This window comes from Streptomyces sp. NBC_00207, from assembly GCF_045160965.1.
Lineage (GTDB): Bacteria > Actinomycetota > Actinomycetes > Streptomycetales > Streptomycetaceae > Streptomyces.
Genome location: NZ_CP130715.1, coordinates 8012158 through 8035800, shown reverse-complemented (window position 1 = coordinate 8035800; position 23643 = coordinate 8012158). Strand labels below are relative to the sequence as shown.

General features: G+C 70.5%; 22 protein-coding genes. 5 read left to right on the top strand and 17 right to left on the bottom strand.

The window, feature by feature from the left end; all coding sequences use genetic code 11:
- Genes OG472_RS37205 through OG472_RS37190 form a run of 4 tightly spaced genes read right to left on the bottom strand, consistent with a single transcriptional unit; the run spans position 1 to position 3052 of the window.
- Positions 1-807 (bottom strand): FAD/NAD(P)-binding protein, encoded by an 807-nt coding sequence (locus tag OG472_RS37205; RefSeq protein ID WP_405833410.1) that lies wholly within the window; start codon positions 805-807, stop codon positions 1-3.
- Positions 804-1307, bottom strand: coding sequence for a cyclic nucleotide-binding domain-containing protein (locus tag OG472_RS37200; protein WP_405833408.1), 504 nt, complete (start codon positions 1305-1307; stop codon positions 804-806). Before OG472_RS37200 ends, OG472_RS37205 begins: the two co-directional genes overlap by 4 nt.
- Complete coding sequence (locus OG472_RS37195) at positions 1304-2473, bottom strand: 4Fe-4S dicluster domain-containing protein (RefSeq protein WP_405833406.1); 1170 nt, start codon at positions 2471-2473, stop codon at positions 1304-1306. The genes OG472_RS37200 and OG472_RS37195 overlap by 4 nt, the downstream gene beginning before the upstream one ends.
- Before the next feature lie 42 nt (positions 2474-2515).
- Positions 2516-3052 carry a hydrogenase maturation protease gene (locus OG472_RS37190; RefSeq protein WP_405833404.1) on the bottom strand — a complete coding sequence of 179 codons (537 nt, stop codon included), beginning with the start codon at positions 3050-3052 and terminating at the stop codon, positions 2516-2518.
- 222 nt (positions 3053-3274) lie between these two features.
- Here OG472_RS37190 and OG472_RS37185 point away from each other — a divergent pair, with 222 nt between their 5' ends.
- Entirely contained in the window at positions 3275-4180 is a 906-nt protein-coding gene (locus OG472_RS37185; protein WP_405833402.1) for a CBS domain-containing protein, read from the top strand.
- 62 nt (positions 4181-4242) lie between these two features.
- Here the strand turns inward: OG472_RS37185 and OG472_RS37180 are convergent, their stop codons facing one another.
- On the bottom strand, positions 4243-5136 hold the full coding sequence (locus tag OG472_RS37180) for a potassium channel family protein (protein ID WP_405833400.1): 894 nt from the start codon (positions 5134-5136) through the stop codon (positions 4243-4245).
- Between the two features lie 129 nt (positions 5137-5265).
- Positions 5266-5673 carry a pyridoxamine 5'-phosphate oxidase family protein gene (locus tag OG472_RS37175; protein ID WP_405833398.1) on the bottom strand — a complete coding sequence of 136 codons (408 nt, stop codon included), beginning with the start codon at positions 5671-5673 and terminating at the stop codon, positions 5266-5268.
- A gap of 231 nt (positions 5674-5904) precedes the next feature.
- On the opposite strand from OG472_RS37175, the gene OG472_RS37170 reads away from it, so the two are divergent.
- The 3 genes from OG472_RS37170 to OG472_RS37160 all read left to right on the top strand — a co-directional run bounded on the left by OG472_RS37170 (position 5905) and on the right by OG472_RS37160 (position 8268).
- A complete protein-coding gene (locus OG472_RS37170; protein WP_405833396.1) occupies positions 5905-6369 on the top strand; it encodes a Crp/Fnr family transcriptional regulator in 465 nt (154 codons plus the stop codon).
- Between the two features lie 45 nt (positions 6370-6414).
- The gene (locus tag OG472_RS37165; RefSeq protein ID WP_405833394.1) at positions 6415-7059 is read left to right on the top strand and encodes a CBS domain-containing protein; all 645 of its coding nucleotides are present in this window, start codon (positions 6415-6417) and stop codon (positions 7057-7059) included.
- 504 nt (positions 7060-7563) lie between these two features.
- The gene (locus OG472_RS37160) at positions 7564-8268 is read left to right on the top strand and encodes a response regulator (protein ID WP_405833392.1); all 705 of its coding nucleotides are present in this window, start codon (positions 7564-7566) and stop codon (positions 8266-8268) included.
- A 17-nt stretch (positions 8269-8285) separates the two neighbouring features.
- Here OG472_RS37160 and OG472_RS37155 read toward each other — a convergent pair whose 3' ends face one another.
- From OG472_RS37155 to ppsA, 11 genes are all read right to left on the bottom strand, one after another.
- A complete protein-coding gene (locus OG472_RS37155) occupies positions 8286-10037 on the bottom strand; it encodes a GAF domain-containing protein (protein WP_405942584.1) in 1752 nt (583 codons plus the stop codon).
- A gap of 86 nt (positions 10038-10123) precedes the next feature.
- On the bottom strand, positions 10124-10354 hold the full coding sequence (locus OG472_RS37150; protein ID WP_405833389.1) for a DUF1918 domain-containing protein: 231 nt from the start codon (positions 10352-10354) through the stop codon (positions 10124-10126).
- A gap of 5 nt (positions 10355-10359) precedes the next feature.
- Positions 10360-12942 carry a cation-translocating P-type ATPase gene (locus OG472_RS37145; RefSeq protein WP_405942583.1) on the bottom strand — a complete coding sequence of 861 codons (2583 nt, stop codon included), beginning with the start codon at positions 12940-12942 and terminating at the stop codon, positions 10360-10362.
- 7 nt (positions 12943-12949) lie between these two features.
- Positions 12950-13807: a universal stress protein gene (locus OG472_RS37140; protein WP_405833385.1), complete on the bottom strand. Its 858-nt coding sequence runs from the start codon at positions 13805-13807 to the stop codon at positions 12950-12952.
- Entirely contained in the window at positions 13804-14706 is a 903-nt protein-coding gene (locus OG472_RS37135; protein ID WP_405833383.1) for a universal stress protein, read from the bottom strand. The genes OG472_RS37140 and OG472_RS37135 overlap by 4 nt, the downstream gene beginning before the upstream one ends.
- A gap of 123 nt (positions 14707-14829) precedes the next feature.
- Positions 14830-15129 (bottom strand): DUF1876 domain-containing protein, encoded by a 300-nt coding sequence (locus OG472_RS37130; protein WP_405942582.1) that lies wholly within the window; start codon positions 15127-15129, stop codon positions 14830-14832.
- A gap of 18 nt (positions 15130-15147) precedes the next feature.
- On the bottom strand, positions 15148-17832 hold the full coding sequence (locus OG472_RS37125; RefSeq protein ID WP_405942581.1) for a cation-translocating P-type ATPase: 2685 nt from the start codon (positions 17830-17832) through the stop codon (positions 15148-15150).
- Positions 17825-18481: a hypothetical protein gene (locus OG472_RS37120; RefSeq protein WP_405942580.1), complete on the bottom strand. Its 657-nt coding sequence runs from the start codon at positions 18479-18481 to the stop codon at positions 17825-17827. The genes OG472_RS37125 and OG472_RS37120 overlap by 8 nt, the downstream gene beginning before the upstream one ends.
- Positions 18482-18515: 34 nt before the next feature.
- Complete coding sequence (locus OG472_RS37115) at positions 18516-19019, bottom strand: flavodoxin domain-containing protein (protein ID WP_405942579.1); 504 nt, start codon at positions 19017-19019, stop codon at positions 18516-18518.
- The gene (locus OG472_RS37110) at positions 19016-19474 is read right to left on the bottom strand and encodes an Hsp20/alpha crystallin family protein (protein ID WP_405942578.1); all 459 of its coding nucleotides are present in this window, start codon (positions 19472-19474) and stop codon (positions 19016-19018) included. The genes OG472_RS37115 and OG472_RS37110 overlap by 4 nt, the downstream gene beginning before the upstream one ends.
- Positions 19475-19530: 56 nt before the next feature.
- Positions 19531-21972, bottom strand: coding sequence for a phosphoenolpyruvate synthase (gene ppsA / locus OG472_RS37105; RefSeq protein ID WP_405833372.1), 2442 nt, complete (start codon positions 21970-21972; stop codon positions 19531-19533).
- Positions 21973-22289: 317 nt separating this feature from the next.
- Here ppsA and OG472_RS37100 point away from each other — a divergent pair, with 317 nt between their 5' ends.
- Positions 22290-23636 carry a nicotinate phosphoribosyltransferase gene (locus OG472_RS37100; protein ID WP_405942577.1) on the top strand — a complete coding sequence of 449 codons (1347 nt, stop codon included), beginning with the start codon at positions 22290-22292 and terminating at the stop codon, positions 23634-23636.
- Positions 23637-23643: the final 7 nt, after the last annotated feature.

The window sequence follows — 23643 nt, the reverse complement described above, 5'->3', positions numbered from 1 at the left end:
TCACAGTTCCCGGATGGTGAGCAGGGGCTCGGCCTGGTCGTAGCCGACGACCGGGCCATCGCGGCAGAGAAGGAGTGGCCCGAGCTGGCAGTGTCCGCAGTGGCCGGTGGCGCAGCGCATGTTGCGTTCGAGGGAGACCCGGATGCGGTCGGGACGTACCCCTTGATGAATCAGCGCCCGTGCGGTCGCGCGCATCATCACCTCGGGGCCGCAGACGAAGGCGACCGTGCCCGACGGTGTGAACCGGGCCTCGCGGAGCAGCGTGGTGACGACTCCGACCCGGCCGGTCCAGCCGCCGGATGGCCGGTCGACCGTGACAGCGCCGAACGGCTTCGCCCAGGCGGGGAACTCGTCTGTGTAGAGCAGATCGGCGGGGGTCCGCGCACCCGCGAGGACGTTCAGCCGCCCGAACGCGCGGGGCTCGGCCAGAACGGTGTCGACGAGGGGACGCAGCGGGGCGAGCCCGATGCCGCCGGCGATGACGAGCAGGTCGCTGCCATGAGCGGCAGCCGCGTCCCAGGCGGTACCGAAGGGGCCGCGCACGCCGACCCACCCGCCGGTCCGCAGGCCGCACAATGCGCGGGAGACGGCCCCCACGGCGCGGACCGTGTGCGTCAGCCGGTGCCCGTCTCCGAGCCGGGACACGGACACCGGAATCTCGCCGACACCGAATGCGTAGAGCATCGCGAACTGGCCGGGTGCGAAGGGGTCCAGGGCGTCCCCGCCAGGCTCCAGTACGAGCGTGACCGTGTCGTGCGTCTCGTCGCGCCGGTCCACCACGCGATAGGAAAGCGGTGCGGGTGTCATGCTGCTGCTCCGCTCCCCGGCGGTCCCGGCGGTCCCGGCGGTCCCGGCGGTCCGTAGAGGTCGAGCAACCGGGTGCGGGTGGCTCGCAGCCGGTCGCCGATGGTCTCGGCGACGGCGGTGACCAGTGACAGCCCCAGCGCCGTGTCCTCGGCGCACAGGTCATGGACGGCGGCGGCATCGAATTCCCAGGCGTGGACGGGGTCCCGTGTCTCGGCCGCGAGGTGCCACTGCCGGGGCGGGCACAGCCATGACCAGCCGAGCAGGCTGCCCGCACCGATGGTCTCGACGACCTGTCTCCCCCGACCGGGCATGTGGATGTCGAGCGCGACCGTGCCCGAGCGGATGATCCAGAAGCGGTCGGCTTTCTCCCCTTCTTCGAAGATCCGCGTGCCGGCCGGAAGGGCGATGTCCCGGGCGAGGGTCATCAGCTTCCCGCGCTGCTCCGCCGTCAGAGCCGCGAGCACACTCTCACCGGGTGGCTCACCCGGATGCGGGGTCACGGCGTGTTCTCCCGCTGCGTGGCCTCCTGGTGCAGGGCGTGGGCTTCCTCGGTGAGGTCGATGCCCGTGGGACACCACACGATGCACCGGCCGCATCCGACACAGCCGGAGCTGTCGAACTGGTCGTGCCAGGTGCCCAGCTTGTGGGTGAGCCACTGGCGGTATCGGCTGCGCGGGGTGGACCGGACCGGACCGCCGTGGAGGAGGGAGAAGTCCAGGTCGTAGCAGGAGTCCCAGAGACGCCAGCGCTCGGCGTGATCGCCGGTCAGGTCGGTGACGTCCTCGGTGGTGGTGCAGAAGCAGGTGGGGCAGACCATGGTGCAGTTGCCGCAGCTGAGGCACCGAGCGGTGACGTCGTCCCAGCGCTCCGCTTCCAGGCTGTCCCTCATCAGCGTGCGCAGGTCCACCGGCGGCATGGAGCGGCCCATGCGTTCGGCGGCGGCGCTCACGGCCTGGGCCGCAGCTGCTCGGGTGGAGCCGTCGGGGCTCCGCCCCGGCAGTTCCGCGAGGACCGCGGCTCCCTCCTCGCTCCCGCTCCGGCACAGGAAGCGGTGGCCGGCATCGTCCACGACCTCGGTGAGGGCGAGGTCGTACCCGGCGTCGGCGGCCGGCCCGCTCCCCATCGAGACGCAGAAGCAGGTGGCACCCGGCTCGGTGCACTCGGCCGCGATCAGGAAGGCGCCCGTGCGCCGGGAGAGGTAGGTGGGATCCCGGTACCTGCCGCCGCTCATCACCCGGTCCAGGATCTGAATGGCCCGCAGATCGCAGGGCCGCACACCGAGGAACGCGTACGAAACGCTCTCCTGCTCCTCCTCCCGGATGACCGCAGCACCGTCCGGGCCGCGGTCCGCGGACCACTGACGGACACGCTCCGGATGGAGGAACGACTTCCATGACTGGGGTCCCGCGCTGTGCGCGAAGGCCGCCCCGTCCTCGCGGCGGCGGAGCCGGTACCGCCCCGCTTCCAGTTCGACCCCCCACCCGTACGGGAGTGCGTCTGCGGTGTCCAGCTCGTCGAGGACGATCGCGCCGTCGCGCACGGTCGGGCCGATCACCGTGCGGCCGCGCCGCTTCAGGACACGCACGAGCGCGTCCAGACCGGCGCGGTCGAGGACCGCCTCGGCCTGGTGGTCGAGGACGGCTCCGGCATCCGAAGCGTCGGTCATGGTGCACCTCTCGGTCTCCACGTGCCTGGATTCGGCAGCATGTCAGACCTCCGGGCTCCGGGGTCCGAACCCGGTCCGGCGAGTCCGCTCGCCGTGGAGGCGGACGTCCGCCTCGATACGCAGGGCCAGAAGCGGCAGGGCGGCCGCCACCGCCGGTGTGAGCCCAGTGCCCAGCGAACGGTCCGCGCCCTCGACCGCGTACACGATGAGACGGCCGGGGCCGCGCCCGACGCGGTCGGCGAGGCACAGGGCCTCGGCGAGCCCCAGCCCGTGGGTGCTCTGCCTGCCTGCGGCAGCCGGGTGCGGCATCTCGCCGGGAGCCACACACCACCGGTGTGTTCGCCCGGGCTGCGCCGCAGGTGGGAAGCAGGCATCGACGACGAGGGTGAGGGCCTTGCCTTCCCAGAGGCTGATCAGCCGGCCGGGGTCTCCGTCGCACTGGGCGAGCTCCGTGCCGGAGGGGAGAGGTCGCTGTGGTCTCCGTGCGCGCAACAACGTGATGGTGGCCCACCCCACCCCGTCATCGCGCCGGAACTCGTTTCCGATCCCGATGACCGCCGTACCGGCGAGCGGCTTCATAGGTACCCGCTTCCTCTTCGGGCCTCTCCAGGCACAGCCTGCCCTGCCAGCGGAACGAGGTCCTGTGCCACGGGGCAAACGGCGTAGGGCGCGGTACCGAGTGGGGGACGGGCCCCGAGGCTCTGAGGCCGATCATGGGACTACCAGACGCGGAAGGGGACCGTTCGGCACTGGCCCTCCGTGCAGGGGGGACCGGATCGTGGAAAGCGGTTGGGCTGGGTTGTGTCCTGGCACTCCGCCCGTGGCCTCCCCGACACGCGAAGCCGGGAGCGCAAGATGAAAGAACAAGAGAAGTCCTCCGCCGGCAGCGAGGCCCGCCGAATCGCGCCGACGCACGCCTGGCGGCCCGATGAGGCACAAAGCCGGGATTCGCTCCTGCGCTACGTGGGAGCCATGGCCGAGGCGGCAGCGAGAGGGCGGCAGGCACGGTCCGTGCCGACGGGTCCCCCGGCCGGCGCGGACGTGCACCCGGAGCCCTCGGCCGAGATCCCGGTTGGCGTTCTGTTGGTGCGCGACATCATGGATACCGCAGCCCCATCAGTGCGGGGCACCACGCCCTTCACCGAAGTGGCCCGTGCGCTGTCCCGGGAGCACACCGGGTCGCTGCCCGTCCTGGACCCTCAGGAGCAGGTGATCGGCGTGGTCTCGGAAGCCGACCTCCTCGTGAGGGCCGCCGTGCAGGGCACGGGCCCGATGCCCGGGTCCCTGGCCCGGTATCGCGAAGTCCCGCTGAGCGGCGAAATCCACGAGGAGACGGCGGAGCGGCTCATGACCACTCCGGCCATCACCGTGCAACCAGGCGCGACGGTGGCCGAAGCGGCCTGGCTGGCATGCCTGTCCCGTCTCAAGCGTCTCCCTGTCGTCGACCGCGAGGGACACCTGGTGGGAACGGTCCTCCGGCACGCTCTGCTCGAGGCCCTGGTCGGTGATGACGGGTTGCGCGCCGAGATCGAGGAAGTGGTCCGCTCCACAGTGCCGGAAGCCGCGGACACCGTCCAGGTCTCGGTGCACGCGGGGAACGTCACGCTCACCGGTTCAGCGGGCGCGACCGACGTGGCCGGGATGCTCGCGGCAGTCCGCAAGATCGACGGCGTGAAGGAAGTGACCGATCGGATCGTCACCGGATGAGGCCCGCACGTCCTGTTCTTGGCGTCTGCACCACGAGCACATCGCCGTCCACGCCGGGAGACTCACGGCAAGGCGCGGTCACCGGTGTCCGTCTGTCGTCCGTGGTCGCGCGCGAACGCTTCGAGAGCCTGCCGGGGCGGGCCCTGGGTGTGCAGGAAGCGCTCGTCCAGGATGCTCGCGAGGTCTTCCAGGGCGGAACGCAACACCGTGGAGGCGAGCCGGACATCCCTGTGCCCGGCTTCCGAAGCCTCATCGGCAATGTCGAGGGCGTAGCCGATCTGGAGGGCCAGGGAGGTCCGGTCGTCGCCGTCGTGGAAGTAGTAGGACTCCGCGTACTGGAGGAGGTCGACCGCTGCCACGGACAGTGCTGTGGCCAGGCTGTCCAGCATGGCCGCCCCGGCCGGGGAGTCGATCTGTTCCTTCGAGGGATGGGTACGGGAGAGGTGGGAGAGTCGCAACGCAAGAGCCCTGCGGCGGGCCAGAGCCGGATAGATGCCGAGGATCCAGGAGACCGTCGCGGTCAGCAAGGCGAACCCGACCAGCGCCTCCAGGGGTGCGAGGAGGCGCAGCCAGCCCTCGGCAGGTGCGACGTCGCCGAGACCGAGCGTGGAGAGCGTGACCAGCGAGACGTACGTCGCGTCCAGCAGGCCCGCATGGTCGTCGGGCCGCAACCCGCCCGCGTACACGAACGCGTCGGGCATGTGAGGCCAGTAGATCAGCGCCCACCCCACCGCCACGGTGAGGGCCCACAGGGCGACGACCGACACCATGGCAAGCGGGCCGGCCAGGCCGGCTGTGGTGCGACGTGTGCCCAGGACGAAGGACAGCCGCCACAGTGTGGTCATGACCAGGCGGCTCAGCCCGCCGTGACGCGTCGGGTGCCACAGCGTGTGGAACACGTCCCGAAGGATCAGCAGAACCAGGGCGGCGCCCGTGACCGTCACCAGCCAATCCATCCGGAACCCCTCTTCCACCGCGTTTCGCCCAGGTTCGCGCACCTCCGTGGTAGCTGATCGCAGCCCACGCCGTCCCCCGATGTCAGAAGCAGGGCCGGGCCCTCACCGGCGGGCTGGAATCGACCATGGTCACGGCCCCAGGCGGAACCCTGTGACGAGTTCGGACCGGATACGCAGGACGCCGGCCGACGGCTGGTCCCTCCACGGGTCGGGCAGCGCCGCTAGCCGTTCGGCTTCGTCGCGGTCCGCGATGAGCTCGGTGTAGCCGACCACCACGACGCTCCAGCCGAGATGCGTTTCGGGGTCGATCGCGTCGGCTTCGTAGGCGAGGACGATGCCGGGTTCGCCGGGCGTCGCCACCAGCGACGCGCGTGAAGCGCCTTCGTCCAGCCGAACGAGCACGTCCTCCCCGGCGACGACGTGACTCGTCGGCCGGATGGCCGGAAGCGCCTGGTGGGTGAAGACGATGCGGCCGAGCGAGACGGTACCCAGGAGCCGCAGCGCCTCGGCGCGGTCCAGCTGCTGCGTGGACCGCACTGGATTCGGGACAGGGCGATGGTCCGGTCTCCTGGCGGTTTCGTGATCCATCCCACGGCCCTCCGCTCCGGCCCCGTCTTGTCGGCTTCGGCTTCAACCAGCCTCTTTTCCGTCCCTCACGCCGTACCAGGGCCGAATGGTCCCCTGTCCTGCGGAACCGGGGGCCGGTCGGCCCATCCCCGCCACCCGCGGTGCCGCTCAGACTTGAATCGGAATCGACCGGAGGCCGCCATGAGGACCACTCCCCCTACGAAGATCGCCGGCGCGCTGCCGGCTCAGCACCGTTCCCGGCTGATGGGCGTCGCCCAGGAGGTCAATTTCCCCGAGGGCGCCCGTCTCTTCAACGAAGGTGGCCGGGCGGACAGGTTCTGGATCGTCCGAACGGGCATTGTCGCCCTGGACGTGCATGTGCCCGGCCGACAGCCGGCGGTGATCGAAAGCCTGGGACCCGGCGAACTCGTGGGGTGCTCGTGGATGCTGCACCCCAGCGCCTGGAGACTGGGCGCGGTCGCCACGACGCCGGTGCGCACCTACGAATTCGACGCCGCCACGGTGCGCACGATGATGGATACCGACCCTGCTTTCGGCTCCGCGATGGGCCACTGGGTCGCGCAGGTGCTCGCGCACCGGCTGCACGCCGCCCGTGTCCGGCTGCTCGACCTCTATGCCCCGCACGGCAGTGGCAGCTATCTCTGACGGCCGGTGTCGTGCACCCGAACCACCTGCAGTGAGGAGGGCGTCATGCCCGCGTCCCGGTACACCGTCAGCGATGTCATGACCCATACGGCTGTGGCCATCGGCCGCGAGGCTTCGTACAAGGAGATCGTCGAGCTGATGGACCAGTGGAAGGTCAGCGCCGTTCCCGTCCTGGAGGGCGAGGGGCGCGTCGTCGGAGTGGTCTCCGAGGCGGACCTGCTGGCGAAGGAGGAGTTCCGGCGGGACGACCCCCTGCTTCCTGATCAGCTGGAAGAGGCTTCCAAGGCCGGGGGTGTGCTGGCCGAGGAACTGATGTCGAGCCCGGCCGTGACCGTGCACCCCGACGCCACGCTCGCCGAGGCTGCCCGGATCATGGCGCGCAAGCACGTGAAACGCCTCCCCGTGGTGAACGGCGTGGGGATGCTGGAGGGCGTCGTCAGCCGGAGCGACCTGCTGAAGGTGTTCCTTCGACCCGACGAGGAGATCGGCGAGGAGATCCGCGAGGCGGTTCTCGCCGGGTTCGCTCCCCCGGCACAGCTGCAGGCGTCGGTGAAGGAGGGCGTCGTCACCTTGCGCGGATCGCTCCGTGACCGCGCCCTTGTGCCGCTGATGGCTCGCGCGGTCCATGCCGTGGAAGGCGTGGTGGATGTGCGGATGGAATTGGAAGGGCAGCCCACCGGAGCCTCCTGATGCCTCATGGTGCCCCGGCCCCTGGGGCGTGGCTTTGTTCACGGAACGACCTGGTGGGCAAGCCCCACTCCTCCGCCCCCGTCGCTCATCCCGAACATCGTCTCGACGCTGGGCGTCTCCGAGTGACGCATGCGCGAAATGATCGCCGAAGAGTGGTACGGCGTCTGCCCCGTGCAGCCCACCAATGCCCTGGAGGTCCGGACCCGTGTCCCCGCATGCTGAGCAGCGGCTGATCTGACGCAGGGCCGATGTACGCGAGCATGAGCAGCGCCCGGCGAGCGCGAGGCAGTCTGCCTGCGGGGATGTGCAGCGCTTCGTACGTGCCGTCGTCCGCCGAGTGGCATGTCTACGACGACCAGCGGGGAATGGCCGGGTACCCGCTCGACCGGAGCATCCTCCCCACGGACTGAACAAAGCCAGGGGCGCGCCCAGGGCGTATCCCCCCGCTCCACTGAGACAATCCGTATGAGACATACGCAGAGCGGATCGACTACAGGGGCGTACATGTCCGACGCACCGCCGGCCTCTGACGAGGTGCCCGTCCGGGTCTTCCTCCTGGACGACCACGAGGTGGTACGCCGCGGCCTGCACGACCTGCTGGACGCGGAGCCGGACATCGAGGTCGTCGGTGAGGCCTCCACCGCCGAGCAGGCGCTGGCCCGCGGACCGGCGCTGCGCCCCGACGTCGCCGTGCTCGACGTCCGGCTGCCCGACGGGGACGGGATCACCGTGTGCCGCGAGCTGCGCTCGCGCATGCCGGATCTCGCCTGCTTGATGCTGACATCATTCGATGACGAGGACGCGCTGCTCGACGCGATCATGGCCGGTGCGGCCGGCTACGTCCTGAAGCAGATCAAGGGGTCCGACCTCGTCTCGGCCGTACGGACGGTGGCGACGGGACAGTCGATGCTGGACCCGGCGACGACCGCCCGCCTCATGCACTCCCTACGGGACCCGCAGACCGTCAAGGCCCCGGATGACGATCGGCTGGCCGCTCTCTCCGAGCGGGAGCGTGCCGTACTCGAACTGATCGGCGAAGGCCTCACCAACGCGCAGATCGCCAAGCGGCTGTACCTGTCCGAGAAGACGGTCAAGAACCACATCTCAAGGCTCCTGGGCAAGCTGGGCGTGGAGCGCCGGGTGCAGGCCGCCGTCATCGCCACGCAGGTCCATGAACACCAGCCGGAGCGCGGCAGGGGCCGCAGCTGAGTGACTGCGGGGAGCCCTCACCCGGGGGAAGGGAAGTGGCCTCCGGCGTCCAGTGGGACCCGCCATTCCAGTTTCGTGCCCTGCCCGGTGGGCCCGTGCGCCGAAACGGAGAGTTCACCGCCCAGGCGTTCGGCCCGTTCCGTGAGATTTCGAAGCCCGCTGCGACGACCTCCCTGCGCCATTCCCACTCCGTCGTCGGTGACCTGCACAGTCAGTACGCCCTCGACGGCCGAGAGGGAAACTTCTGCCCGGCATGCCTTGGCGTGCCGGGCGACGTTGGTGAGCGCCTCTCCGATCACGGCGAGTGCCTCGTCCGCGGTCCCGGTGGGTACGTCGGTGTCGATGAGGCCCTCCATCCGCAGTGCCGGGGCGAAGCCGAGCACCTTGGCAGCCTCCTCCACGGCTTGAACGGCGCGGAGCCGCAGCTTCGGCGGCACCCCGGATACCTCGTGTTCACGGAGTCCGAAGATGGTCGACCGAATGATCTTGATGGTGGCATCCAGGTCGTCGATCGCCCGGGCGAGCCGTTCCGAAGCCTCGGGATGCTCGACGAAGCGCTGGGCGCTTTGCAGGGTCATGCCTGTGGCGAAGAGGCGCTGAATGGCGAGATCATGCAGGTCACGGGCAATGCGGTCGTGATCCTCCAACATGGTCATCTGCTCGGCGTCCCGGCGCCGGTCGGCGAGCTCCAGGGCCACGGCGGCCTGGCCGGCGAAGCCGGGCAGGGCGGCGATCTCGGTTCGGGCGAACGCCGGGCTGCCGCGCCTGCGGGCCAGGATGAGAACGCCGCTCAGCTTCTCCTTGGTGCCGAACGTGACGGCGACGGCGGGACCGAAGCCCTTCCACCGTTCCGGCTGCACGGTGATCCGGTCGTCGGCCCCGACGTCGGCCACGGTGATCAGCCCGTCCTGCTCGCCGAGGGCAGCGGCGGCCAGGGTACCTTCGCTGCTGGGCAGCACGATGCCGCGATGTGCCTCGGCTCCCTCCCCCAGGGCCAGCGAGCCGCGCAGCTCCCCGCTCTGGCCCACGATGTAGAAGACACCGGTGTCGGCGCCCGTGATGTCTCGGGCCCGCTCCAGCATCCCCTCCAGCACCTCCGTCTCGGCCGAGCCGGAGAGCAGAGCACTGGTGAAGTCGGAGCTGGCGGCCAGCCAGCGCTCCCTGAGGCGTACCTCTTCGAAGAGGCGGGCGTTATCGATCGCGATGCCGGCTGCCACCGCCAGTGTGGACAGGACCGCCTCATCCTCCTCGTCGAAATCGATGCCGCCGCGCTTCTCGGTCATGTAAAGGTTGCCGAACACGTCCTCGCGGACCCGGATGGGGACGCCGAGGAAGGAGTGCATCGGGGGGTGGTGGGCAGGGAAGCCGTAGGAGGCGGGGTGACCGGACAATTCCGAGAGCCGGAGCGGCTCGGGGTGCCGGATGAGCTGGCCGAGAATGCCGTGGCCGGAGGGCAGGTCGCCGATCTCGGCCCGGAGGTCGTCGCTGATGCCGACGGGAAGGAACTGGGCGAGCTTCTGGTCGTCACCGATGACGCCCAGGGCTCCGTACTCCGCGTCCACCAGGACGACAGCGGCTTCCACGATGCCCCTCAGTACCTGTGGCAGATCGAGCTCCCGGCCGACGGACATCACGGCCTCGAGGAGCCCGTTGAGCCGGTCCCGGGTGCCGCGCACCTCGTCGATTCGGACCTGGAGCTCCTCGAGCAGTTCGTCCAGCCGGAGCCGCGGAAGCCCCGGACGCACGGGACTCTGCTCGTCCCCGCCCATGCGTACCTCCAGCGGCGCCCCGGGGAATGTCCGGCCTGCGTCTTCACCGTAGCCCCGCCCCCACCTTCCCGCTCAGGCTGAAGGCATCAGCCGGAGTCGTCCGCGCCGAGATGCCGAACGTGCGCGTCCGGTCCCGGGAAGAAGAGGGTCGTCCTGCCGGTGTCCGACCAGCGGACGTCGTATGGCGGGGTGCCGTCGTCGTGGCGCAGACCGACGACTTCGCCGTCGCGCCCCGCTTTGCCCACCGTCGGCCCTCCCACGACTATCTCGTCGCCGAGGCGAGCGTGGGGTCCATGCTCGGACGGGTGCGTCTCCATGATCATCAGCTCCTTCGGAATGCGTGCCGTGTGAGTCGGGCCGCCGCGAAGCCACTGGTGAGGGCGGCTGATGCCAGGGCAATGCCCGGCCATCCAAGGGGTTCGGTTTCCAGAACCGACTGCAGCGGGGGAAGGTAGAGCGCTGCCGCCCCGAGCAGGGCGGAGGCGAGGACGGACAGGGGCAGGAAGAGGTTCTCCCGGGTCAGCAAACGGGTTCGCAGGCCCAGCACGACGCCGAGCTGAGCAGCGAGCAGGGAAAGGAAGAGGACGCTCTGCCAGGCAAGGCCCCAGGACCGTGAAACTGTTCCGGCGGTGAGGCAGGCGCCTGTGACGACCGTGGCGAGCACCACGAGGCGCTGCCAGGCGCCCGCGCCGAGGATGTGCTGACCGGGTGGCCTCGGGGGCCTGTGCATCGCCTCCGGGGCCACCGGTTCGGCTCCCATGGCCACCCCGGTCAGGCCGTGGGTCAGGAGGTTGATCCACAGGATCTGGCCCGCCCGGAGCGGCAGCGGAAGGCCCAGGAGGGGGCCGATCAGCATGACGAGGATCTCGGCGGCACCGCCGGCCAGGCCGTAGACCAGGAAGCGGCGGATGTTGTCGTAGACCCGCCGGCCCTCCTCCACGGCCGCAACCACGGTCGAGAGGTCGTCGTCGGTCAGTACGAGGTCGGCCGCCTGGCGGGCGACCTCTGTGCCCTGCTGCCCCATGGCCACCCCGATGTCGGCGCGGCGCAGGGCGGGGCCGTCGTTGACGCCGTCGCCGGTCATTGCGGTGACGGCTCCCCGGTCCCGCCAGGCATCGACGATGTCCAGCTTCTGCTGCGGGTCGGTCCGGGCGAAGACGCGTGCGGCAGTGAGGTCGGCGACCCGGCCGGCCGCCAGATCGGGGCCGTTGACCACGGCCTTTTCATCGGTGTCGCTGCCGACCAGGCCCACCCGGGCGGCGATCGCGCGAGCCGTCGCCGGGTGGTCTCCGGTGATCAGAACCGGGGTGATGCCGGCCTCGTGGCAGGCGGCGAGAGTGGCCGCTGCCGCGGGCTTGGGCGGATCGCTGATGGCGACCAGGCCCAGGAGCCTCAGTCCCGCCTCGGCCGTCTCCGCGGTGTCCGGCGGCCCGGCGTGTTCGGCGGACGCCACTGCGAGCACCCGGTATCCGTGCGAGGCCAGGCTCGCCGCCTGCTGTCGGGCGCCGGCCACGAGGTCCGTGCGGTCCGCGAGAACGGCCGCGTCCAGCACCACCTCCGGGGCACCCTTCAGGCACACGAGAGCACCACCGGACGGCAGACGGTGGACTGTCGTCATGCGCTTGCGTCCGCTGTCGAACGGCACCTCCCACGACCTGGGGTGGGTGCGCCTGAGAAGCTCCGGCTCACCGCACCCTGCCTTGACGGCGGCCGACAGGAGGGCGGCTTCCATGGGGTCGCCGACCGCGGTCCACCGGCCCTCGTCCGGCGGCGTTCCCTGGGGCGGCCGCAGGGAGGCGTCGTTGCAGAGCGACGCGGCGGCCAGCAGGTCCTGCACGGGTCCGAGCTCGCCCGCCGTCGGCTGCCTGCCCTCGACCAGGACGTCTCCCTGCGGTTCGTACCCCACTCCGAAGAAGTCGGCCGCAACCCGTGGCGTCCACACGTGCTGGACGACCATGCGGCCTTCGGTGAGGGTGCCGGTCTTGTCGGTCGCGAGGACCGTGACGGAGCCGAGGGTCTCCACGGCGGGGAGCCGGCGGATCAGAGCGTGCCGGGCAGCCATGCGCCGCGCTCCCAGCGCGAGGGCCAGAGTCACGACGGCGGGCAGGGATTCCGGTACCGCTGCTACGGCGAGGCTGATGGCCGTCACCGCCATGATCCCGAGCGGCAGGCCCTGTACGAGCCCGAGGGCGAAGACCAGCAGGCACAGTGCCAAGGTGACGACCGCCAGGATGCGCCCCAGTGAGGCGAGGCGGTGTTGCAGGGGTGTCGGCTCCCTCTCGGTGTCGAGAAGGGCGGCGATCCGGCCGAGCGCGCTGTCCGGGCCGGTGGCCCTCACCGTCGCCACCCCACGGCCTCGCACGACCACAGTCCCCGCGCCCACCGTCGAATCGTGCGCCTTGTCCACGGGGACGGATTCCCCCGTGAGCATGGATTCGTCGATCATGAGGGCGGACGCCTCGGTGACATCGGCGTCGGCCGCCACGATGTCACCCTCGGCGAGGAGCAGGACATCGCCGGGCACCACGACGGCGGCCTGGACCTCGCGCGGAGCTCCGTCCCGCAGGACCCGTGCGTTCGGTGCCGACATCGCGGAGAGAGCGGCCACGGCGCGGTCGGCGCGGATCTCCTGCACGACGCCCACGGTCGTGTTGACGACGATCACCACGGCGATCACCACCGCGTCGGCGTGGTCGCCGATCGCGATCGTGAGCACCACCGCGCCCAGCAACACCATGATCAGAGGATCGCGCAGCTGGGCCAGCACCCTGGTGTACCAGGGTGTCGCCGGGGCGGGCGGGATCTCATTGCGGCCGTGCTCGGCCAGTCGGCGTTCCGCCTCGAGGTCGGTGAGCCCGCCGGGCGCGCGTACCGGCACCGCTGCGGTGGCCGGGGTCGTGGCCATGGCGGTCCTATTCGGCCGGAACCGTGATCACCGGGCAGAAGGCCCGGTGCAGCAGTCCGTGGACGACGGAACCCAGGCGCATGCCGGAGTAGCCTCCTCGTCCGCGGCGGCCCACCACCACGGCCAAGGCGTGCTCGCCGGCCTCCGCGAGCTCTTCCACCGGGTGCCCGATCGGGATCTCGTGGGAGAGCACCACGTCCGGGTATTTCTGAGACCAGCCGGCCGTGGCCTCGGACAGCATCCGCCGCTGAGCCTGCAGTGCGACCTCCTCGTCGTGGAGCAGGAAGACCGGTGGCTGCCACACAGCGATGGCGCGCAGCGCGGCACCGCGCAGGTCGGCTTCCTCGAAGGCAAGCGCCAGCGCCGCGTTCGAGGACTCACTGCCGTCGATGCCGACGACCAGGTAGGGCTCCTGGGTGGTGTGCTCGGGGTTTCCCACCACGACGACAGGGCAGTGCGCCTGGGCCGTGACCGGGACCACCGTGGAACCGGCGCTGAAGAGTTCCGCCGACCGGCTCAGGTGACGGGATCCGAGCACGAGCAGGCGGGCGTGGCGAGACAGGCGTCCGATGGCGGTAACGGGGAATCCTTCGATCAGATCGGTGGCCACGTCGAGCCCCAGGTGTCGTTCCCGCGCCCACTCGTGACCTGCCGCGAGGGCTTCAGAGCCCGCCTGGCGCAGAGCCGTCGCGCGGGGGGTGTCATCAACCTGCCGCGTACGGTGCGGCGGAGGCACGGCCACGACGAGTCGGAGCCCGATCCCACGGTGGTGGGCCTCGTCCGACGCCCAGGCAAGGGGCAAGTGCCAGTCCCTGGCCGGGTCGATGCCTACGACGATCTCGCGGCGTTCGGCGGTGGCCATCACGATCCACTCCCGTGCTCGTCCGTGTGGCGCGGGATGAGCAGCACGGGGCAGTGCGAGTGGTGTACGAGGCTGTGGGTGTACCGCCCGAGGGTGGGCCCCAGGTACGCGGACGCCCGCCGTCCACCCATGACCAGCAGGTCGGCGTGTCGGGAAGCCTCGACGAGGACGCCGGCGACGGACGCGCTCTTCTCGGCGTCCGCCCGCACGGTGAGGTCCGGGAATTCCCGCCGGATTCGCTCCGTCACCGCGGTCAGGTGCCGGACGTACTCGTCGGCGATCTCCTTGATGTCGTCCATCATGGTCACCACGTCGCCGACGGACTGGAGCACGTTCCACACCTGCAGCAGCCGCAGCTCGGCCTTGCGGAGCTCGGCCTCGCGCGCCGCGTAGCGCACACAGTCCAGATCTCGCTCGTCACGGACCCCGGCGAGTACCGTCCCGCTCTCGGCGCCGCTCTCGGTTCCCCTGACGATGATGACGGGCGTCTTCGCGCCGGCCGCCACCTTCAGGCCCACGGATCCGAGCAAGAGGGAGTTGAATCCGCCCAGACCCCGATTGCCGACCACTATGGTGCCGCGACGACCAGCGGCCCGGTGCAGGCTGGCCACGGGGTCGCCACGGCCGAATTCCGTGGAGGCGACCAGGCCGGGGTGCTGCTTCTTGACCGCAGCAGCGGTTTCGTCGAGCAGTTCGCGGCCGGCGACGCGGACGCGCTCGATGGTCTCGACGGATACGTAGAGTGCCCGGCCGTCCGTGTCTGCGCCGTAGACGATGTGCAGCGGACGCCCGCGGCGTTCGGCCTCTCCCGCTGCCCAGAGCGCGGCCTGACGGGCGGGCTCGGAGCCGTCGACGCCGACGACGACGGAGCCGAGTTCGGAACCGCTGACGGTGTGCTTCATGATTCCTCCTCGCCCAGGGCTCCTGAGGGTCTGACTTCACGGTGACACCGCAGGCCCCTCCGGGAAGAGGGCCGCTCAGGACCTTCATGGGGGCCAAAGGTCCCGGTCGAGCCTCCTTCGTGTTCACGTTGTGGTGTCCAGCCACCCGCTGTACGGCTTGAGGGACTCCCGCAGGGACGGAGCTCCGGCAGCCTGCATGTCGCCGTAGGCGGCTCGCTTCATCTGGAGGGCGAGATCCTCCATGGCGCGAGCGACCGCGAGTTCGTCGCCGATCTCCGGGACGTCGTTGTCCTGGGGTGCGCAGCGGGCGGTGCCGTGCCCCGTGAGCCTGTTCGTTCCCGTGTCGAGTTCCAGGCGTGCTTTCGTCGTGTGGTCCTCCTCGAAGAGGTAGAGACGGACCTTCCATTCGGCTGTGTGTGACATGGGAGCCTCCGGACAGGTTCAGACGTTCGTGCTCCGGCGAGTACGCCGGGCCCAGCGCCGGAGTTCGTCGGTGCCCCACACGAGGACCGGGAAGGCGGCGATGAGCGCGACGACATCGAGGGAGAGGGCTGCGGTACCGAACAGGTCTTGCAGCGGCGGCGCGTAGACGAGCGCCGCGGTGAAGACCAGCTCGAAGGCGATGCCCGCGAGGAGCAGGTGGTTGGTGAACAGGCCGATCTCGCGCAGAGCAGCGTGGTCGGTGCGTGCGGCCATCGCCGTGCCGACCTGGCAGGTGACGATGCCGGCGAACGTGGCGGTGGTCGCGGTGACGTAGGCGTGGTGGAGGGGTGTGCCGGGGCCGGTGGGGTCGCCGGGGTGCCAGCCCGCCCGCCACAGCACGTAGAAGAACGCGGTCATGACCAGGGCGGCGGACACCGTGCCGAGCCATCCCCAGCTCCGGATGAGCATGTCGCGGGAGATGACCCCCTGCGAGCTCGGTCGCGGCGGACGGCTCATGACGCCCGGCTCGGCCCGTTCCCGGCCGAGAGCGAGGGCGGGGAGGGTCTCGGTGCCGCGGTCGATGGCGAGGATCTGCAGGACGGTCAGCGGCAGGGGGATGGTGCCGGCCGAGAGTGCGAACACCAGGAAGGGAACGACCTCGGGGGTGGCGTGGGCGAAGATGTAGACGATGAACTTGCGGACGTTGTCGTAGACGCGGCGCCCGGATTCGATGGCGGCGACGATGGTGGCGAAGTTGTCGTCGGTCAGCACCATCGTGGACGCTTCGCGTGCCACGTCCGTGCCGGACCGGCCCATCGCGACACCGATGTGCGCACGGTGAAGTGCGGGGGCGTCGTTGACGCCGTCGCCGGTCATGGCCACGATCTGCCCGTGGGCGCGCAGGGTGTCGGCCACGTGCAGCTTGGTCTCCGGTGAGGAGCGGGCGAAGACGACCTCGGCGTCGCCGTGCGCCAGGAGCTGGTCGAGTTCTTGGTCGCCCACCGTCTCGGACTGGGCCACGACCGCGAGGCGCGGTACTCCGATCCCGACCTCACGTGCGACGGCGGCCGCGGTAGCGCCATTGTCACCGGTGACGATGTGGACCCGGACGCCCGCGTCGTGACAGCGGCGGACGGCTTCCGCGACCTCGGGCCGCGGAGGGTCGTACAGGCCGACGAGCCCCAGAAGGCGCAGACCGCTCTCCGCATCGTGGCGCCGCACCGGTGTCGCGGCCCCCTTCGGCAGGTCGCGCACGGCGACGGCCAGGACACGCATGCCGTCGTGGGCGAGCCGGTCCGCGGCGGCGAGCGCGGCAGTGGGGTCCCCGCCGTCAAGGGCGCCCACCACCGCCTCCGGCGCGCCTTTGACGATGACGTGGGCGCCGTCGGGTTCCGCCTCCTGCACGACGGACATGAGGCGCAATCGCGGGTCGAAACGGAAGAGGACCCGGCGGCCGGCGTCCCTGCTGTCGAGGTCTATGGGGGCGCCGTGGGCGCCGGCTCCTTCAACCAGTGCGATCTCGGTCGGGTCGCCGTGCAGGTGGCCCTCGGCATCCCGCGTGACCGTGGTGCACAGGGCACCTGTCCGGGCGAGTTCGCCCGTCCAGGGACCGGTGCTCGTACCGTGTTCAGGTGTCCACACGGTCTGGAGCCGCATGCGGTTCCGGGTGAGGGTGCCGGTCTTGTCGGTGCAGATGACGTTGGTGGACCCGAGAGTTTCCACGGCGCTCAGCCGCTTGACCACAGCCCCCTGGCGGGCGAGGGCCCGTACCCCGACGGCGAGGGCGAGGGTGATGATCGGCAGCAGGCCCTCTGGCACGTTGGCGACCAGCAGGCCGATGGCGAAGATCAGCGAGTCGGTCAGCGGGAGTCCTACCGCTACGCCTGCCACGAGGAACACCGCGCCCATGGCGACCGCGACGGCGGCGATCAGCCAGGCGACCTTCTTGACCTGCCGCTCCAAGGGGCTGGGGTCGCGCTGGGTACGCTGGCTGAGTGCGGCGATCCGTCCGAGTTCGGTGTGGTCGCCCGTGGCGAACACGATCGCCTGGGCCTGGCCCTCGGTGCAGGCGGTACCGCTGAAGACGAGGTTCGGCTCCTGGAGCAGCGGAGCCCCTGCGAGACCAGGGCCGGCGACGCGTTCGGCGGGGGCGGACTCCCCTGTCAGCATCGACAGATCGACCTCAATGCCCCCGTCGGTCAGGCGGGCGTCGGCGGGGACCTTGGCGCCCTCGTCAAGGACGATGAGATCGCCCGGCACGAGCTCGCGCGACTCGACAGCCGACGGCCGGCCGTCGCGGATCACCCACGCGTGCTCGGGCAGATACCGGGCCAGGGTCTCCACGGCCTGCTCCGCTTGGCGCTCCTGCAGGAGCGCGAAGGCGGCGTTGACGATGACCACGGCGATGATGGCCCAGCCGAGGACTGCTATGTCCGCCACGAAGGCCAGTACGGCAGCCGCCCAGAGCAGCATGGCCAGCGGGTGGACGAGCTGGCGGACGAGTTCGCGCCCCAGGGAGGTACGGGCCTTGCGGCGGACCTCGTTGGGACCGTAGACGGCGAGGCGGCGGGCCGCCTCGCGCGCGGAGAGTCCACTGGGCCCGGTGCCGAGTTCGCGCCTGAGGAGCGGCAACGGTTCGAGCGGGTCAGGGCTCAGGGGCAGCCCGTTGACCGGGGATGGGGGCCGGGTGGCTGCCTCAGTCATCGCCAGGTCCCTGTTCGCGCGGCAGCCTGCCGGACCAGCGTGGCTCCACTGCCTCCCACTCGTGTTCCCACTGGGCCAGGCTGCGGGTCTCGACGTGGAGCAGACGAAGGCGGACCACTGCCCCTGTGGCGAGGGCGAGCAGGCTGAAGGATCCGACTCCCGCGACTGCGGCCGTGAGGACGCGTCGGGCTTCGGCCGACGGCGCCTGCGCCTCCCTGCCCGCGTCATCGACCCAGATCGTGACCGTCCGGCCTGCCGGAGTGCCGAACGGGACGGAGATCGTGTCGGAGTGCTGGTGAGCGGCCGGGTACTCCCACACGGCCGGAGCAACCGTCCGGGAGGTGCCGCCGGAGCGGTTGGAGACCGCGCGCTCCACGGCGCCGACCGTCGTCGCCTCGATCCGGTGCCGGTGGCGGGCCGCTTCCCGGGCAGTGCGGCTTTCGGCATCCCAGACGGCCGTCGTGACGACGACGCCGCAAGACAGGGCGATCAGGAAGGAGAGCACGAAGGCGATGTTCCAGCGGCGCCGGGTCCGGTCGGCCGGACGACGCAGCTCGTTCGGATGTCCGCCGAACAGCCGACGCACGCGGTCGGCCGTCGCCGGGCGCGATCGGGTGGGCCCGTCTCCGGGCGTGCCGGGCTCGGACATCGTGCACCTCCGCGCTCTGGTACTGCCCGGCCGCTCAGTGGGGAGCGGCGAGCTCGGCGCTGATGTGGTGGGCCCACGTCCGGATCCGCTCGGGATTGCGGAAGTCTCCTCCCTTGCCCGCGCGGACCATGGCCCGGGCGATGAAGCCGGGCGTACTGCCGGTGATGCTGCCGCCGAAGGTGATGTGCTCGCGCGCGCCGAGGCGCTCCATCTCCCGGGCCACCGCCGGCACCGGCGCGATGTCGTGCTGCTCGGCGGAACTGTCTACGGGGCCGCTGCTGAACAGGTAGACCGGGCGGTGCTGGAGGTAGTGCTCGTTGCGTTCGGCGCAGCGCTTGGCCTTGCCGCTCCAGTGCCCGGCGTACAGGGCGCCGCCGAGCACCACGGCGTCGTACCCGCGTACGTCGTCCACGTCGTCGGCGGGGACCACGACGGCGTCGAGGCCGTCCTCACGCAGGGTCCTGCCGATCTCGGACGCGATTCCGGCGGTCGCACCGTGCTTGGTGCCGTAGGCGACCAGGACGCGCTTGGACGTCATGACGACTCTCCCTTGCCGTCCGCCGTGGTGCGCTTGACGGGGATGCTCCGCTTGGACTCCTCGGGCGAGTCCGGCATGGGCACGCGCACGGTGAGGATGCCGTCCTCGTACGCTGCCTCGACTTCGTCGGAGGGGATCGGCCCGGGCAGGCGCACGACTCTCTGGAAGGAGCCGTAGCGGAACTCCGAGTGATCCTTCTCCTCCTTGCTCTCGGTGTGCTCGGCGCTGACGGTGAGGGTGTCCCCCTCAACCGTGATCTGGATGTCCTTGTCGGGGTCCATCCCGGGAAGTTCGGCGCGCAGCGTGTACCGACCCTCCTTGTTGGTCACCTCGATCGGGATCGGGAAGGTATCGAACGACGACCGCCACAGCGGGAACCGTGGGAATTCGGTGCCGAACCAGTCCCTGAAATCGGGGAACGGGCTGCGCCTGCGCTCCAGGTGCGTTCCTGACATGGTGTGCTCCGTTCCGGCGCCCGATCAGCGCCTTCAAGCGTTGTCCTCCTCCACTTTCACGAGGCGGACGGCTGCTCCGCTTGGGACCATCGGGTCCGTGATGGGGCCGTTCGGCCCTCCCCGTTCCGGACCGGTTCGGCGGCGGCCACGTGCTGTTTGACCGCGGCGAAGCTGTCCGGGGCAACGGAGATGGAGTCGATGCCTGCCTTGACCAGGAACTCGGTGAAGGCGGGGTCGTCGCTGGGGCGCTGGCCGCAGAGACCGACGGGGCGGCCCGCGGCCTGGGCACGGGGGACGAGGATCTCGATGCTCCGGGTGACCGCCGCATTGGTCTCGTCGAAGACGTGAGCGAGAGCTTCGGAGTCGCGGTCGACCCCCAGGGTGAGCTGGGTGAGGTCGTTGCTGCCGATGGAGAAACCGTCGAAGCGTTCGGCGAAGTCCTGGGCCAGGATGACGTTGGCGGGGATCTCCGCCATGACGTAGACCTTCAGCCCGTTCTCCCCACGCCTGAGGCCTTCCTCGGCCATGACGCCCAGCACCCGGTCGGCCTCTTCGAGGCTGCGGCAGAAGGGGATCATGACGATGACGTTGGTCAGGCCCATTTCGTCGCGGACCCGGCGCAGTGCCCGGCATTCGAGGGCGAAGCCCTCCCGGTATCCGTCGCTGTAGTAACGGCTCGCACCCCGCCAGCCGATCATGGGGTTGGCCTCGACCGGCTCGAACGGGCGGCCTCCGACGAGGCGCGCATACTCGTTCGTCTTGAAGTCGCTGGTCCGTACGACAACGGGGGCGGGCCACCGGGAGGCGGCGATCCGGGCGATGCCGTACGCCAAGCGATCGGTGAAGTAACGGGTGCGGTCGAGGCATCCCTCGGTGAGCTGGTCGACGGCGCAGCGGTCGGCGGGATCCAGGCGCTCGGGGTGCAGCAGAGCCATGGGATGGACCTTGACCTGGTGGGCCACTATGAACTCCAGCCGGGCCAGGCCGACACCATCGGCCGGCAGGCGCCACCACCGGAAGGCGGCGGAGGGGTCGGCGAGGTTGAGCATGACGTGTGTCCGGGTGGCTGGGATGTCCGCGAGATCTGTCTCGGTCTCCTCGTAGGCGAGCAGCCCTTCGTAGACCCTGCCGCGTCCGCCTTCGGCGCAGGAGACGGTCACCGTCTGTCCGTCGTTCAGGACGTGGGTCGCACGGCTGGTGCCGACGACGGCGGGGACGCCGAGTTCGCGGCTGACGATCGCAGCGTGGGACGTGCGGCCGCCGTGGTCGGTGACGATGGCGGAGGCCCGCTTCATGATCGGTTCCCAGTCCGGGTCGGTGATACCGGTGACGAGCACCCCGCCGGACGGGAAGCGGTCAAGGTCGACGGGCGAGTCCAGGACGACGACCGGTCCGCTGCCGATGGCCTCACCGACGGCGATGCCGTCCACGAGAGGCGTACCGGGCACGGCCGTCAGGCGGCAGCGGCGCAGAGTGGAGGCGGCGCGGCGGGACTGCACGGTCTCGGGCCGGGCCTGCACGATCCACAGGTCTCCGGTGATGCCGTCCTTGGCCCATTCCAGATCCATGGGACAGCCGTAGTGCCCTTCGACGGTCAGTGCCCAGTCGGCGAGGAGCCGTACTTCGGCGTCGGTCAGGACCCTCTGCGAGCGCTCCCCGGCGGTGGTGTCGACGGTCCGCGTCAGTCCATGTTCCGCGTAAACCGCCTTCCGCCGCTTCGCTCCGACACGTACGTCGATCAGCGGGTCCAGCTCCGGGTCCTTCAGGCTCGGCTTGAAGACGGTGTACTCGTCGGGGTCGACCTGCCCGCTGACGACCGTCTCGCCCAGTCCGAACGCCGCGCTGATGACGATGACCTCGGGGAATCCGCTCTCCGGGTCGAGGGTGAAGATCACCCCGGCACCGGCCAGGTCCGACCGGACCATGATCTGGACACCGACGGAGAGGGCGACCTGGAGGTGGTCGAAGCCCATCCGCTCCCGGTAGTCGATGGCTCGGTCGGTGTAGAGGGACGCGTAGCAGCGATGCACGGACTCCAGCAGCTGGGCGGTCCCGCGCACGTTCAGGTAGGTCTCCTGCTGGCCGGCAAAGCTCGCCTCCGGCAGGTCCTCGGCGGTGGCACTGCTGCGTACGGCGACCTCCGGATCCTCACGGCCTTCGTCGCGTCCCAGCTGCTCGTAGGCCGAGACGATCTCGGACCGCAGCCCTGGGGGCAGCGGCTCAGCGAGGATCATCGACCGGACCGCGGCCCCGACCTCGTCGAGCGCGGTGCCTTCATGCAGCCACGCGATCTGCTCCTCGATCCGCCCCCGCAGTCCGTGCCCGTCAAGCAGCTCTCCGTACGCGTCGGCCGTCGTTGCGAACCCCGGGGGGACTCGCACCGAGGCATCGGCCAGGTGGGCGGTCATCTCACCCAGTGAGGCGTTCTTGCCCCCGACACTGCCGACCTCCTGTCGGCCGAGTTCCGCGAACGGGACGACGCGCCGCGTGCTTGCCATGACGACCTCCGGGCTCAATACGGGAGCGGGCGGCCGGACGGGGTTCGCTGGTCCAGCGGCGCGGGCTTGTGGGGCTGCTTCTGGCGGGACTGGATCCGGATGCGCTACATCGTGGCCACCTCTCACGGAAACGGAGCCTGTATCGGCATCCGGATTCCACGATCACACCGGGAGGTGGCGGCACCGAAGTGCCGAGAGGTGCAGCTGCAAGGGGCCGACCGGGCCGTACCGGGGAGGGGCCGACCGGCCCATGGCGGGCCGAACGGGGGCCCGAAGGGCTCATGCCCGACAGGCCGCAGGCCGTGCAGGCTGGACGTATGTCCGAGACGACGACCACCGACCTCTACGAAGTGACGATGGCGATGTCGTACCTGCGAGAGGGTATGAGCGCCCCGGCCACCTTCAGCCTGTTCGTCCGGGATCTGCCGCCCGGCCGGGGATTCCTCGTCTCCGCCGGGCTGGAGCCGGGCCTGGACTACCTGTCCCGCTTCCGGGTGAGCACGGATGACGTCCGCGACTTCGCCGCCGTGCTCCACAGACCGCCCGCCGAACTGTCCGGCCTGCTCGGCCTGCGCTTTGACGGGGTAGTCCGCGCGATTCCGGAGGGGCACCTCGTGTTCGCCGGGGAACCCCTGCTGGAGGTAACCGCCCCGCTCCCCCAAGCCCAGCTCGTCGAGACATATCTGCTCGGCCAGATCTGCCACCAGACCGCGGTCGCCTCGAAGGCGGCCCGTTGTGTGATCGCCGCGCAAGGCCGACCCCTGGTGGACTTCTCACTGCGGCGCGACCACGGCCCCCAGGCCGGGCTGCAGGCCGCCCGACTCTCCGCCATGGTCGGTTTCACCGCGACCAGCAATGTTGCCGCCGCCACCCGGTACGGCATCCCAGCCGCAGGCACCATGGCCCACTCGTACATCGAGTGCTTCCCGAGCGAGGAGGACGCCTTCCGGGCCTTCGCCCGCACCCATCCGGGCCCGCTGACGTTCCTCGTCGACACCTACGACACCGAACGCGGCGTCGCGACCGCCGGCCGCGTTCTCGCCGATCTCCGGCGCGGCCCGGGCTGCGCGATCCGGCTCGACAGCGGCGATCTGGGGGAACTCGCGCACCGTTCACGCCGACTCCTCGACGCGGCAGGGCTGACCGACGTACACATCATCGCCAGCGGCGGTCTGGACGAATACTCCGTCGCCGAACTCGTGCGCACTCGGGCACCGATCGACGTCTTCGCTGTCGGAACCCGGGTGGGCGTCGCTGCCGATGCTCCCTACTTGGACGCGGCGTACAAGCTGGTCCAGTACGACGGACGCCCTGTGATGAAGCTGTCCTCCGCGAAGGTCACAGCCCCGGCTCCCAAACAGGTGTTCCGCGGCCCCGGCTGCGCAGATGTGATCGGTCTGATCGACGAGCAACCGCCCGACGGTACGGTGCCCCTGCTCCGGACCGTGATGCGGGACGGCCGCCGGACCGGCCCGCCCGACGCCCTCGCCGACGCCAGATCCCGCTTCGAGGCCGATCTCGCGGACCTGCCGCAGGCAGCACGCCTCATCCATCGCCCCGAGAGCCCTGTGCCCACAGGTTCCCCACGGTTGGAGGCCCTGACCTCGGAGGTGAGGGACCGCCTCGAAGCGACATCGGCCGTCCCCGGAGACAGGAGCCGCTGAACGGGAT

Coding starts and splice junctions, on each gene's coding strand:
- OG472_RS37170 (WP_405833396.1), top strand. CDS start 5,905: ATGAGGACCACTCCCCCTACGAAGATCGCCGGCGCGCTGCCGGCTCAG.
- OG472_RS37130 (WP_405942582.1), bottom strand. CDS start 15,129: ATGTCACACACAGCCGAATGGAAGGTCCGTCTCTACCTCTTCGAGGAG.
- OG472_RS37100 (WP_405942577.1), top strand. CDS start 22,290: ATGTCCGAGACGACGACCACCGACCTCTACGAAGTGACGATGGCGATG.
- OG472_RS37110 (WP_405942578.1), bottom strand. CDS start 19,474: ATGTCAGGAACGCACCTGGAGCGCAGGCGCAGCCCGTTCCCCGATTTC.
- OG472_RS37115 (WP_405942579.1), bottom strand. CDS start 19,019: ATGACGTCCAAGCGCGTCCTGGTCGCCTACGGCACCAAGCACGGTGCG.
- OG472_RS37190 (WP_405833404.1), bottom strand. CDS start 3,052: ATGAAGCCGCTCGCCGGTACGGCGGTCATCGGGATCGGAAACGAGTTC.
- ppsA (WP_405833372.1), bottom strand. CDS start 21,972: ATGGCAAGCACGCGGCGCGTCGTCCCGTTCGCGGAACTCGGCCGACAG.
- OG472_RS37205 (WP_405833410.1), bottom strand. CDS start 807: ATGACACCCGCACCGCTTTCCTATCGCGTGGTGGACCGGCGCGACGAG.
- OG472_RS37135 (WP_405833383.1), bottom strand. CDS start 14,706: ATGAAGCACACCGTCAGCGGTTCCGAACTCGGCTCCGTCGTCGTCGGC.
- OG472_RS37155 (WP_405942584.1), bottom strand. CDS start 10,037: ATGGGCGGGGACGAGCAGAGTCCCGTGCGTCCGGGGCTTCCGCGGCTC.
- OG472_RS37145 (WP_405942583.1), bottom strand. CDS start 12,942: ATGGCCACGACCCCGGCCACCGCAGCGGTGCCGGTACGCGCGCCCGGC.
- OG472_RS37150 (WP_405833389.1), bottom strand. CDS start 10,354: ATGGAGACGCACCCGTCCGAGCATGGACCCCACGCTCGCCTCGGCGAC.
- OG472_RS37120 (WP_405942580.1), bottom strand. CDS start 18,481: ATGTCCGAGCCCGGCACGCCCGGAGACGGGCCCACCCGATCGCGCCCG.
- OG472_RS37125 (WP_405942581.1), bottom strand. CDS start 17,832: ATGACTGAGGCAGCCACCCGGCCCCCATCCCCGGTCAACGGGCTGCCC.
- OG472_RS37160 (WP_405833392.1), top strand. CDS start 7,564: ATGTCCGACGCACCGCCGGCCTCTGACGAGGTGCCCGTCCGGGTCTTC.
- OG472_RS37180 (WP_405833400.1), bottom strand. CDS start 5,136: ATGGATTGGCTGGTGACGGTCACGGGCGCCGCCCTGGTTCTGCTGATC.
- OG472_RS37195 (WP_405833406.1), bottom strand. CDS start 2,473: ATGACCGACGCTTCGGATGCCGGAGCCGTCCTCGACCACCAGGCCGAG.
- OG472_RS37165 (WP_405833394.1), top strand. CDS start 6,415: ATGCCCGCGTCCCGGTACACCGTCAGCGATGTCATGACCCATACGGCT.